The sequence below is a fragment of the Nonomuraea longispora genome (assembly GCF_004348345.1).
Taxonomy (GTDB): domain Bacteria; phylum Actinomycetota; class Actinomycetes; order Streptosporangiales; family Streptosporangiaceae; genus Nonomuraea; species Nonomuraea longispora.
Genome location: NZ_SMJZ01000246.1, coordinates 1 through 11,751, shown reverse-complemented (window position 1 = coordinate 11,751; position 11,751 = coordinate 1). Strand labels below are relative to the sequence as shown.

Annotated in this window: 11 protein-coding genes; 6 read left to right on the top strand and 5 right to left on the bottom strand. The window is 73.0% G+C overall.

Features of this window, described 5'->3' with window-relative positions:
• From E1267_RS38930 to E1267_RS38920, 3 genes are all read left to right on the top strand, one after another.
• Positions 1–279, top strand: a 279-nt coding sequence (locus E1267_RS38930; RefSeq protein WP_342774943.1) for an oligopeptide/dipeptide ABC transporter ATP-binding protein, incomplete at its 5' end; no start/stop codon positions are given.
• A complete protein-coding gene (locus E1267_RS38925) occupies positions 272–1,261 on the top strand; it encodes an oligopeptide/dipeptide ABC transporter ATP-binding protein (RefSeq protein ID WP_212746196.1) in 990 nt (329 codons plus the stop codon). The genes E1267_RS38930 and E1267_RS38925, both read left to right, overlap by 8 nt.
• Positions 1,258–2,163, top strand: a complete 906-nt coding sequence (locus E1267_RS38920; protein ID WP_132340523.1) for a dihydrodipicolinate synthase family protein — start codon at positions 1,258–1,260, stop codon at positions 2,161–2,163. The genes E1267_RS38925 and E1267_RS38920 overlap by 4 nt, the downstream gene beginning before the upstream one ends.
• 59 nt (positions 2,164–2,222) lie before the next feature.
• Here E1267_RS38920 and E1267_RS38915 read toward each other — a convergent pair whose 3' ends face one another.
• The 5 genes from E1267_RS38915 to E1267_RS38895 all read right to left on the bottom strand — a co-directional run bounded on the left by E1267_RS38915 (position 2,223) and on the right by E1267_RS38895 (position 6,597).
• Positions 2,223–2,480 carry a DUF1876 domain-containing protein gene (locus tag E1267_RS38915; RefSeq protein WP_132340521.1) on the bottom strand — a complete coding sequence of 86 codons (258 nt, stop codon included), beginning with the start codon at positions 2,478–2,480 and terminating at the stop codon, positions 2,223–2,225.
• Positions 2,481–2,541: 61 nt separating this feature from the next.
• Positions 2,542–4,203 (bottom strand): catalase, encoded by a 1,662-nt coding sequence (locus E1267_RS38910; RefSeq protein ID WP_132340519.1) that lies wholly within the window; start codon positions 4,201–4,203, stop codon positions 2,542–2,544.
• Positions 4,204–4,371: 168 nt separating this feature from the next.
• Positions 4,372–5,349 (bottom strand): sugar kinase, encoded by a 978-nt coding sequence (locus E1267_RS38905; RefSeq protein WP_246064544.1) that lies wholly within the window; start codon positions 5,347–5,349, stop codon positions 4,372–4,374.
• A complete protein-coding gene (locus E1267_RS38900) occupies positions 5,346–6,113 on the bottom strand; it encodes an IclR family transcriptional regulator (protein ID WP_132340517.1) in 768 nt (255 codons plus the stop codon). The genes E1267_RS38905 and E1267_RS38900 overlap by 4 nt, the downstream gene beginning before the upstream one ends.
• Positions 6,088–6,597 (bottom strand): DNA glycosylase AlkZ-like family protein, encoded by a 510-nt coding sequence (locus E1267_RS38895; RefSeq protein ID WP_132340515.1) that lies wholly within the window; start codon positions 6,595–6,597, stop codon positions 6,088–6,090. Before E1267_RS38895 ends, E1267_RS38900 begins: the two co-directional genes overlap by 26 nt.
• 50 nt (positions 6,598–6,647) lie before the next feature.
• On the opposite strand from E1267_RS38895, the gene E1267_RS38890 reads away from it, so the two are divergent.
• The 3 genes from E1267_RS38890 to E1267_RS38880 form a co-directional block, all read left to right on the top strand.
• Positions 6,648–9,851 (top strand): ATP-binding protein, encoded by a 3,204-nt coding sequence (locus E1267_RS38890; protein WP_132340513.1) that lies wholly within the window; start codon positions 6,648–6,650, stop codon positions 9,849–9,851.
• Positions 9,852–9,915: 64 nt separating this feature from the next.
• A complete protein-coding gene (locus tag E1267_RS38885; RefSeq protein ID WP_132340511.1) occupies positions 9,916–10,917 on the top strand; it encodes a hydroxyacid dehydrogenase in 1,002 nt (333 codons plus the stop codon).
• A gap of 24 nt (positions 10,918–10,941) precedes the next feature.
• The coding region (locus tag E1267_RS38880; RefSeq protein ID WP_220449888.1) for a serine/threonine-protein kinase at positions 10,942–11,751 on the top strand (810 nt) is incomplete at its 3' end.

Genomic DNA, 11,751 nt, shown 5'->3' with positions numbered 1-11,751 from the left:
CACCACTACGCCCGCGGCCTGCTCGGTTCGGTGTTGTCGCTGGAGTCGGGGGCCGAGCGGCTCACGCAGATCCGCGGCGTCGTGCCCGCGCCGGCCGACTTCCCAGACGGCTGCCGGTTCGCCGACCGGTGCCCGATGGCCACCGACGTGTGCCGTACCGACACGCCCGTCCTGGACGGCCCCGTGAACGGAGACGCCACCCACGCGGTGGCCTGCCACCACTCGGCGGTCGCCGCGACCGGCACGAACCGCGAGACGAGGAGTGAGCAGCGTGCTTGAGCTCGACGACGTGCACGTCGTGCACAAGGCCCGCTCAGGCGGCCTCTTCACGCGGGACCGCGTCTACGCGCTGACTGGCGCGGACCTCACCGTCGCCGCCGGCGAGACCGTCGGCATCGTCGGCGAGTCGGGCTGCGGCAAGTCCACGCTGGCCAAGGTGCTGGTCGGCCTCCAACGGCCCACCTCCGGCACCGTGACCTACCGCGGCAAGGACCTGTGGTCGCTCAAGGAGTCCGAACGTCGCGCCCTGATCGGGTCGAGCGTCGGCATGGTCTTCCAGGACCCGTCCACGGCGCTCAACCGGCGCCTGCCCGTACGGCAGGTGCTGCGCGACCCGCTCAACGTGCACCGCCGCGGCACCCCCGCCCAGCGCGACGCCCGCGTACGCGAGCTGATCGACCTGGTCGGGCTGCCGTCCAGCGCCGCCGAGGCGCTGCCCGGCCAGCTGTCCGGCGGCCAGCGCCAGCGCGTCGCCGTGGCCAGGGCGCTCGCGCTCGAACCCGAGCTCGTCGTCGCCGACGAGCCCACCAGCGCGCTCGACGTGTCGGTCCGCGCACAGATCCTCAACCTGCTGCTGGACCTCAAGGAACGGCTCGGGCTCGCGCTGGTGTTCGTCTCGCACGACATCCAGACCGTACGCAGGATGAGCGACCGCGTCGTCACCATGTACCTGGGCCGGATCGTCGAGCAGACACCCGCCCACGCCGTGCCGCACAACGCCCGGCACCCGTACACGCGGGCGCTGTTCTCCGCCACCCCCGGGCTGATCTCGCCGATCAATCCGATCCCGCTCGTCGGCGCCGTGCCCTCGGCCACCCGGCCGCCCAGCGGCTGCCCGTTCCGCACGCGGTGCTGGCGGGCCGACGACGCCTGCGCGGCGGAGATGCCCGCGGCGCGGACGGACGACGACCACCTGTTCCACTGCCACCACCCGGTGGCGGCAGGAGCGACCGACCTCGAACTGATCCAGGAGCGCCCATGAGGCTTACCGGTGTGATCCCCCCGGTGTGCACCCCCTTGACCCCCGACTACCAGGTGGACACCGCGTCGCTCACCCGGCTGGTCGACCATCTGCTGGCCGGGGGAGTGGACGCGCTGTTCGTGCTGGGATCGTCGTCGGAGGTGGCGTACCTGACGGACGCGCAACGGCGGGTGGTGCTGGACACCGTCGTCGGGCACGTGGGCGGTCAGGTGCCGGTGCTCGCCGGAGTGATCGACATGACGACGCCGCGGGTGCTCGAACACGCCCGCGTCGCCCGTGAGGCCGGAGTGTCCGGGCTGGTGGCCACCGCGCCCTTCTACACGCGCACCCACCCCGACGAGATCCGCACCCATTTCCGTACGATCGCCGCGCGGGGCGGGCTGCCGGTCTACGCCTACGACCTGCCGGTGTCGGTGCACACCAAGCTGAGCGCCCCTCTGGTGCTCGACCTGGCCGCCGAGGGCGCGCTGGCCGGGGTCAAGGACTCCAGCGGCGACGACGGCGGCCTGCGCGAGGTCGTCCTGGGCCGTACGGCGCCGTTCAGCGTGCTGACCGGGTCGGAGGTGACCGTGGACTCGGCGCTGTGGATGGGCGCCGACGGCGTGGTGCCCGGCCTCGGCAACGTCGACCCGCACGGCTACGTCGAGCTCTTCCGTTGCGCCTCCCGCGGCGACTGGGAGGCGGCCAGGGCCGAGCAGGAGCGCCTGGTCAGGTTGTTCCAGATCGTCCACGTCGGCGGCTCGCGCATGGGCGGCAGCTCGTCCGGCCTTGGAGCGTTCAAGGCCGCGCTGCACCTGCGCGGGATCATCGACTTCCCGATCACCGCGCTGCCGCAGATCCCGCTCAACGACGACGAGACCGGCAGGATCGGCAAGCTCCTGGCCGCCGCCGGCCTGCTCTGACCCCGCCCGACCGGCTGACCGGACCGGCCGCTCAGACCGGGCCGCTCAGACCGGGCCGCTCAGACCGGGCTGGCCAGCTGGGCGACGTCCTCCGCGCCGTCCTGGATGAGCTTCGCCGACAGGTCGGACAACGCCCGCCCGACGGCCAGCTCGTCCCCGATCCCCGGCACGGGCCGGTCGGCGGGATTGCGCCGGGCCCGGCCCACGCTCTCGTGCCGCTTGCCGTCCGAGGTGAACAGGACCGCCGTGGCCGTGGTCACGGCGTCCTCGTCGTCCTCATGGATCCAGATCTGCACGTTCCACTGCTTGTCGTCCATCGTGGGCACCTCCCCTTCCTCCGAGCCTGCCTCCAAGCAGGCCCGGACGTAAAGCGGCAGGTCAGCGCTCGGCGTGCGCGGCGCGCTCGTTCGGCACGCAGTGCGTCATCTTCAGGCCCTCGACGTCGCGGGGGCCGTTCCTGCCGAGCTTGGCCAGCCGGTTGCGATCCTCCTCGGTGAGGTCCTGGCTCTTCAGCGGCTCCAGCTGAGCCACGTCGTCCGGGCCGATGCCCAGCCCTTCGCCGACGCGCAGCCCGAGATCGTCATCGGCGAGCAGGAAGTGCCAGACCATGCGCTCCTGGATACGGCGGTCGCACTGGCGCAGCGCCGAGACGAAGTTGTGCACGAGGTCGTCGCGCTCCCACTGCTCCATGAGCAGGTAGCGCTGCCCGGCCTGGGTGTAGTCGTTGGTACGCGGTATGCGCTTGCGGGTGAGCCGCCCCCTGACCTCCGGCCCGACCTCGTCGGGATGCGGGTACTCGGCCTCGCGCAGGCCGCCGCGCAGCGACGGCTCGTAGTTGATGTGCGGGTCCTCGCCCCCGGTGTCGACGAAGTACGTCATCAGCCCGTCGCGCTGGTTGGTGCGGATGGCGGCGTTCCTGGCCTGGTTGACCGGCAGCTGCAGGTAGTTGGGCCCGACGCGGTAGCGCTGCGTGTCGCTGTAGGAGAACGTACGGCCGATGAGCATCTTGTCGTCGGAGAAGTCCAGCCCGTCCACTAGCACGCCGGTGCCGAACGCGGCCTGCTCGTTCTCGGCGAACTGGTTCTCCACGTTCCTGTCGAGCACCAGCCGCCCGACCGGCAGGGCGGGGAACTCGTTCTCCGGCCACACCTTGGTGTCGTCCAGCGGGTCGAAGTCGAGCTCGGGATGCTCGTCGTCGCTCATCAGCTGGACCAGCAGCTCCCATTCCGGGTAGTCGCCACGCTCGATGGCGTCGTGCAGGTCCTTGGTGGCGTGCCCCAGGTCGTTCGCCTGGATGACCGCGGCGTCGGCCTCCGTCATGCTGCGGACGCCCTGCTTGGGCATCCAGTGGTACTTCACCAGGAACGACTCGCCCTCCTGGTTGACCCACTTGTAGGTGTTCACGCCGAACCCCTGCATGTGCCGGTAGCCGGCGGGGATGCCGCGCGGGCTGAACAGGTTGACCAGCATGTGCAGGCTTTCGGGCGTCTGCGACATGAAGTCGAAAATGCGGTTGGGATCCTGCCGGAACGTGACCGGGTCGGGCTTCAGCGAGTGGATCACGTCGGGAAACTTGATGGCGTCCCTGATGAAGAAGACCGCCAGGTTGTTGCCGACCAGATCCCAGTTGCCGTCCTCCGTGTAGAACTTGACCGCGAAACCGCGCGGGTCACGGGCGGTCTCGGCGGAGTCCCGGCCGCCGATCACGGTGGAGAAGCGCAGGGCCACGTCGGTGCGCCTGCCCGCCTCCTGGAAGAGCTTGGCCCTGGTGAAACGGCTGATCGGCTCGTCGCCGAGCTTGCCGTACGCCTCGAAGAAGCCGTAGCTCGTCGTGCCCCTGGCGTGCACCACGCGCTCGGGAATGCGCTCCCGGTCGAAGTGGCTGATCTTCTCCAGGAACTGGTAGTTCTCCAGCGTCGCCGGGCCGCGCGGGCCGATCGTGCGCTGGTTCTGGTTGTCGTAGACCGGGTGTCCCTGCCGGTTGGTGAGCACCTCGCGCTCGTCGTTCGGCCCGGAACCCATACCGGAAACATCAGTCATCGTCGTTCCTTCCCCCGGACGAGTCCTCCCCGCCTGCCCCCAAGCCCGGAGCGGAAACAGGAAAAGGAATGGCCCTGATGACGGTGGCCCTTGGGAGGACAGACCCGCGGCGCGGCCTCCAGAGCGGTGGCCTCCTCGGGCGTGAGCCGCCCCGGCCGGGCGGTGTGATCACCTGCTCACGCCGTCGGCGGGCCGCCGCAGCAGGCTCAGGTCGGCCCGCCGGGGCAGGCTCTCCCAGTCGCCCTGCGAGGTCACGGCGAACGCCCCCGCCGCGCACGCCGTGCTGAGCCGCTGCGCGGGCTCCGCCCCGGCCAGCCAGTCGGCCAGCCAGCCGGCCGCGAACGCGTCGCCGGCCCCCACGGGGTCGACCTCCGTCACGTCGTAGGGGTCCGCCCGCAGTTCGACGCCGCCGGACAGCTCCATGGCGCCCTCGGCCCCGAACTTGATCAGCACGTGGCGCGGCCCCAGCTTCGCCAGCGCCCCGGCCAGCTCCGAGGGACCTTCGACGTCGGCGATGAGCCGGCCTTCCGCCTCGGTCGCGAACAACACGTCCACGTCGCCGACCGTCTCGCGCAGCCACGCCCCCGCCTCGTCAGGCGTCCACAGCGCCTTGCGGTAGTTGACGTCGAGCGAGACGAGCACGCCCGCCGCCCGCGCCTCGGCGATCGCGTGGCGTACGGCATCGCGGGCCGTGCCGGAGAGCGCCGGCGTGATCGCGGAGACGTGCAGCACGCGGGCCGACCGGATCAGCTCGGGGTCGAGGTCGGCGGCGCACAGCCGCGAGCCCGCGCTGTCCCTGCGGTAGTAGCGCACGTCGATGAGGTCGGCCGTACGCCTGCCCTTGATCATCAGCCCGGTGGGCGCGTCGGGGTCGGCGATGGCCCGCACGTCCACGCCCTCGCCCCGCAGGGTCGAGCGGATCAGGTCGCCGAACTCGTCGGCCCCGACCCTGCCGACCCAGGCCGCGCGGTGGCCGAGCCGGGCGACGCCGATCGCGACGTTGGACTCGGCGCCGCCCAGGCCCAGGTCGAAGTCGCGGGCGAAGCGCATCGGCCCGGTGCGGCGGGCGGCGAACAGCGCCATGGTCTCGCCGAAGGTGACGAGTTCTGTCGTCGGTGTGCTCGGCCCCGTCATCGGCCCCGTCATCGGCACTGGCTACCCAGCTTTCTCGAGATCCGCGCCGCCGCCCCGGCCACCAGCGGCCCCAGCTCTCGTACGCGCGCGGCGGTGATCCGCGAGGAGAGGCCGGAGACGGAGATGGCGGCGGCGACCGCGTCGTGGTGGTTGAAGATCGGCGCCGCGACGCAGCGCACCTCGGGCTCGTTCTCGCGGTCGTCGACCGCGTAGCCGCGGCGCCTGGTGTGGGCCAGGTCGGCGCGCAGGCGTTCGGGGTCGACGATCGTGTGTCTGGTCTTCGGCTCCAGGCTCAGCCCGGCGAGGGCGTCCCCGGGCTGCCAGGCGAGGATGGCCTTGCCGACGGCCGTGGAGTGGGCGGGGCCGCGGCTGCCGATGCGCGAGCCCATGCGGACGGTGGCGTCGTTCTCCACCTTGTCGATGTAGACGACGTGCGGCGGGTCGTAGACGACGAGGTGGACGGTCTCGCGCACGTCGTTCATCAGCCGGTGCGACTCCTCGGCCGCGACGGCCCGCAGGTCGAGCGTGGCGAGGTAGGACTGGCCGAGCCGCAGCGTGCCGTGGCCCAGCCGGTAGGCGCCCGTCCTGCGGTCGCGGTCGAGCAGTCTGGCCTCGACGAGCGGCGTGGTCAGCCGCAGCACCGTGCTCTTGGGCAGGCCGACCGCCTCGGCCAGCTCCGTGAGCGACAGGCCCGAGTGCTCACGGACGTGCTCCAGCACGGTCAGCGCACGTCTGAGCGAGGCGGACTGGTTACGTTCCGGCACGTGGGCCACCATACCGACCCAAACGGTTTTGCAGCACACCGTTCTGCATTGCAGAACGCTCACGGGCGGGAGGGCCCGTCCGCGACCGCGATCGTGTGCTTGTGGCCGCACCGGCGCGGGGGTGTCCTCGTCGGGGCGGGGAGCGCCGGGCAGGTCGTACAGGCCGCCTGCCGAACGCGCCACCGGCGGCGCGCTCGCCCACGACCTGCAGCAGGGGCCGCATGGCCAGGCAGTCGCGGGCGGTGACGAGGTGGATGGTCGAGCGCTGCAACGCGATGCGGACAAGCTGACGCGAGGACAGCAGGCCGGCCGCGTCGTCAGGCTTGAACTCCTCGATGCGGCTCCACAGGCCGGTGTACCAGGTGTGCGGCGTCTGGGCCTGGAGGCCGCCCAGGTGCTCCACCACGTCGGTCACGGAACGGGTGGTACGGCGCAGCAGGAACTGCCTGTCCAGGGTGGCCCGGTTGAGCGCCCTGCGGCTGATGAGGGGATGCATGGCCCCGGCCGGTTCGATCGTGGGCGGCGCTGTCGTACCGTGTCAGCATCGTGCTGACCTTCCGCGTGCTCGGCCCGCTCGCCGCACACCTCGACGGCGAGCCGGTCGCGCTGGGCAGGCCCCGCCAGCGTTCCGTGCTCGCCCGCCTGCTGGCCGCCGGTGGCCGGGCGGTGCCGGTCGACCGCCTCATCGACGACCTCTACGCTCACGAGGTGCCGCCCAAGGCGCTCGCGGCCGTCCAGTCGTACGTGTCCAACCTGCGCCGGGCCCTGGAGCCTGGCAGGTCGCCGCGCGCGCCCGCCGGCGTGCTCGTCACCCAGCCGCCCGGTTACGCGCTGCGCCTGGAGGCGGGGGCGGTGGACGCGTGGCGGTTCGAGAGCATCGTGAGCGACCCGGCGGCCGGCCACGAACGGCTCGGCGAGGCCCTCGCGCTCTGGCACGGCCCCGCCTACCAGGAGTTCGCCGGTGCCCACTGGGCCGACGCGGAGGCGGCGCGGCTGGAGGAGCTGCGGTTGTCCACCGTCGAGCGCCACGCCGACGCGGTCATCCGGCTGGGCCGTGCGGCGGCGGCCGTACCCGATCTGGAGCGGCTGGCGGCGGAGCACCCGCTGCGCGAGGGGGCGTGGGCGCTGCTGGCCAGGGCGCTCTACCGGTGCGGCCGGCAGGGTGAGGCGCTCGGCGCGTTGCGCAGGGCCCGCGCCCACCTGGCCGAGGAGCTCGGCGTCGACCCCGGCCCGGAGCTGCGGCGGCTGGAGGAGGACATCCTCGCCCAGGCCGCGCACCTCAGTGAGGCGGCGCGGCCACCCGCACCCGCCGCCCGGCCTGCCGCGGTCGCGCAGCCGTACGTCGGCCGACGCGCCGAACTCGCCGCCGTGACCGCGATGCGCGGTGGCGTCGTCCTGGTCAGCGGGGAGCCCGGCGCCGGCAAGACGGCGTTCATGGAGCAGGTACGCGACACGCTGGAGGGCGAGGGCTGGACCGTCGGGTGGGGCCGCTGCCCCGAGCACGAGGGCGCCCCCGCCGGCTGGGCCTGGGCCGAGCTGCTGCGCGAGCTCGCCGCCCGCTTCCCGCCCGGCGATCCTGAGGCGCTCGCGCCGCTGCTGTCCGACACCCCGGTGCGCGGCGACGTGCCGGGTGCCAGGTTCCGGCTGCACCGGGCCGTCGGCGCGTTCGTCACGGCGATCGGGCGGCCGCTGCTGCTCGTGCTCGACGACCTGCACAGAGCCGACGCCGAGACGCTGGCCATGCTCACCCATGTGATCGGGGCGGCCGCCGGGCTGCCGGTCCTGGTCGCGGGCAGCTACCGGCACACCGAGCCGAACGACCACCTCGCCGACGCGCTGGCCGTCATCGCCGCCCGCGAGCCGTACCGGGTGGAGCTCGACGGCCTCGCGGCGCCCGAGGTGGGCGAGCTGATCAGCCTGACCTGCGGCCGTCCCGCTGACGCCGCCACGGTCGCGGAGATCGCCGAGCGCACCGGCGGAAACCCGTTCTTCGTCAGGGAGACCGCGCGCCTGCTCGACGCGGAGGGCGTGGTGGCGGTGCCCGCCGGCGTGCGCGACGTGCTGCGCCGCCGTGTGGCCAGGCTGCCCGCGCAGGCCCGGACCATCCTGCGGCAGAGCGCGGTCATCGGCCGCGAGAGCGACGTCGACGTGCTGAGCGCCGTCAGCGGCGCCGACGAGGAGTCCGTGCTGGCGGCCATCGAGTCAGGGCTGGTCACCGGGCTGCTGACCGAACCTGAGGCGGGACGGCTGAGGTTCGCCCACGTGCTCATCCGCGACACCCTGTACGACGACCTGTCCCGCATCCGCAGGGCCCGCCTGCACCTGCGCGTGGCCAGGGCCATCGAGGAGCACGACCCCGGCGACGTGGCCGCGCTCGCCCACCACTACGCCGCCTCCGCCGCCGACCCGGCCAAGGCCGCCCGCTACGCCAGGCTCGCCGCCGAGCAGGCCGAGCGCCGTTTCGCCCACCACGAGGCCGCCGTGCTCTGGCAGCAGGCGCTCGACGTCGTCGGCGACCCGCGCGAACGCCTGGAGCTCACCCTGTCGCTGGTGTCGGCCCTCGCCAACACCGGCCGGCTGGTCACGGCCCGCACCCACAGGGAACGCGCGCTCCGCGACGCGCTGCCGCTGGACGACCCCGACCTGCTGGCCCGGGTGATCGTCTCGTTCGAGGTGCCGACGTTCTGGAGCAGCCGCCAGTACGGAACCCTCGACACCGCCCTCATCGAGGCCGTCGAGCAGGCGCTGACCCGGCTGCCGCCCGGCGACGGCACGACCCGCTGTCGGCTGCTCACCACGCTGGCGTTCGAGCTGGAGGGCGAGCCGGCCGATCGCGGCTACCTCGCCTCCCAGGAGGCCGTCGCGATGGCCCGCCGCCTCGGCGACCCCGGCCTGCTCGTGCTCGCGCTCAACGGCCGCCTGCACCAGACGTTCCGGTACGGCGGCCACGAGGAACGCGCCGGGATCGGCGCCGAACTGCTGCGCCTGTCGGGCTCCGACGTGACCGTCGAGGTGCTCGGGCACCTCGTCCTCATGCAGGCCGCCATCAACCGCGCCGAGCTCACCGTCTCCGACCGGCACGCCGAGAGGGCCAGGCAGCTGGCCGACCGGTACGACATGCCGCTGCCCCTCGCCGTGACCGGCTTCTACGACGGCCTGCGCGCCGCGCTCCGCGGCGACTACGACACGGCCGACGCCCGCTACCGCGCCGCCGCCGAGCTCGCGGGCCGGCTCGGCATGTGGCAGCACGAGGCGGGGCTGCTGCTGCTCAGCCGGTACGCCATGCATCTGATGCGCGGCGACCTTACGCCCGTCCTGCCCGACCTGGAGCCGTACGTGACGGAGGGGCCGTGGCGCGAACAACTGCTGGAGCTGCACGCGCTCGCGCTCTGCCACGCGGGCAGGGCCGGCGAGGCCCGCGCTCTGGTGCCCGCCGAGCCGGTTCCCGTGCGGCGCGACTACTTCTGGCACCTGCTGACCGCCGTACGCGGCCTGCTGGGTGTCGCGCTCGGCGACCGGAGGCGGGCGGAACTCGCCTACGACGCGCTGCTGCCGCTCTCGCCCGAACCCGTGGGGAGCACCGGCTACCTGGCCGTCTGCCCCACCGCACAGGTGCTCGGGGACCTGGCCGCGTTCCTGGGCCGCCCGGCCGAACCCCACTACCGGGAAGCGCTGGAGGTCGGCGAACGGGCGGACGTGCGCCTTTGGACCGACGCCGCCCGCGCACGCCTGACATCACCCCGCTCGTGACCGAAAGGGGAGTGCTCGTGGTGAAAGGCTAAGATCGGATCATCGTCGGGGAAGCTGGAGCGTCATGACGGATGTGCGGCCGAAAACCCTGCTCGCCATGGGACGGCAGGTGGCGGGACGGATCTTCGCCGGGCAGGCGCGCGACCGGCTGACCGCCGTCGCCGACACCGACCCCGACCTGGTGGCCGACGACTTCGACGCCCTCGCCGTGGCCGGCGCGCTGGCCGAGGCCGAGGTGCTCTGCACGAGCTGGTGGTGCCCGCCGATCACCGGCGACGTGCTCGCCAGGGCGCCCAGGCTGCGGGCGATCGTGCACGCGGCGGGCAGCGTGAAACACCACGTCACCGACGCCTGCTGGGAGCGCGGCATCCTCGTCTCCTCGGCGGCGGCCGCCAACGCCGAACCCGTCGCCGAGTACACCCTGGCCTCCATCCTGTTCGCCGGCAAACGGGTGCTGGACATCGCCGGGCTCTACCGCGAGCGGCGTGCGTCCCTCGACATCGAGGGCCTCTTCCCCGGGTTCGGCAACTACCGGCGCACGATCGGCATCGTCGGCGCGTCCTGGATCGGCCGGCGGGTCATCGAGCTGCTGCGGCCGTTCGACCTCGACGTGCTCGTCGCCGACCCGTACCTCACGGAGGACCTCGGCGTGCCCCACGTCGAGCTGGACGAGCTGTTCGACCGGTGCGACGTGATCAGCCTGCACGCGCCCTCGCTGCCCGAGACCAGGCACCTCGTCAACGCCGCCCGCCTCGCCCGGATGCGCGACGGCGCGACCCTCATCAACACCGCCCGGGGCGCCCTCGTCGACCAGGACGCGCTCGTCGCCGAACTGTCCAGCGGCCGGCTGTACGCGATGATCGACGTGACCGAGCCCGAGGTGCCGCCCGCCGACTCGCCCCTCTACGACCTGCCGAACGTGCTGCTCACGCCGCACATCGCCGGCTCTCTCGGCGGCGAGCTGGGCCGCATCGCCGACCTCGCGCTCGACGAACTCGTCCGCTACGCCCGGGGCCTGCCCTTCCGGTACGGCATCGACGCGGAGACGCTGGCCACGAGCGCCTGACAGCGGCGCGATAATCTGCCCCTCATGCACGAACGGGTGATCGACGGCCGCTTCGAGCTCGTGGAACGGCTCGGCGGCGGGGGCATGGGCCTGGTGTGGCGGGCCCGCGACGTCGCTCTGCGCCGCGAGGTCGCGCTCAAGGAGGTGCGCCCCCCGGATCCCCTCATGGACGAGCACGACCCCGACGCCGCCCGCGAGCTGCGCGCCAGGGTGCTGCGCGAGGCCAGAGCCCTGGCCCGGCTGAACCACCCGCACGTGGTCACCATCCACCACATCGTCGACCCGGGAAAGAACGACTACCCGTGGATCGTCATGGAACTGGTCCCCGGCGGCTCCTTGCAGGACCGGCTCAAGCACGGCCCCATGCCGCCGGACGCCGTGGCCCGCCTCGGCCGCGAGGTGCTGTCCGCCTTACGCGCCGCGCACGCCGTCGGCATCCAGCACCGCGACGTCAAACCCGCCAACGTGCTGCTGCGCGAGGACGGCCGCTCGGTGCTCACCGACTTCGGCATCGCGGCCGTACGCGAGTCCACGACCCTGACGGCCACGGGAGCGTTCATCGGCTCACCCGAGTACATGGCGCCCGAGCGCATCAACGGCGTCGAAGGGGAGCCGCGCTCCGACCTGTGGTCGCTCGGCATGCTGATGTACGTGGCCGTGGAGGGGCGGCACCCGCTGCGCAGGGGCACGGCGCTGGCCACGCTGGCGGCCGTGCTCAACCAGGAGATCCCGCCGCCCGGACGTGCGGGGCCGCTCGGCCCCGTCCTTTCCGCCCTGCTCGTACGCGACCTGGAGGCCCGGCCGGACGCCGCGACCCTGGACCTGCTGCTGGAG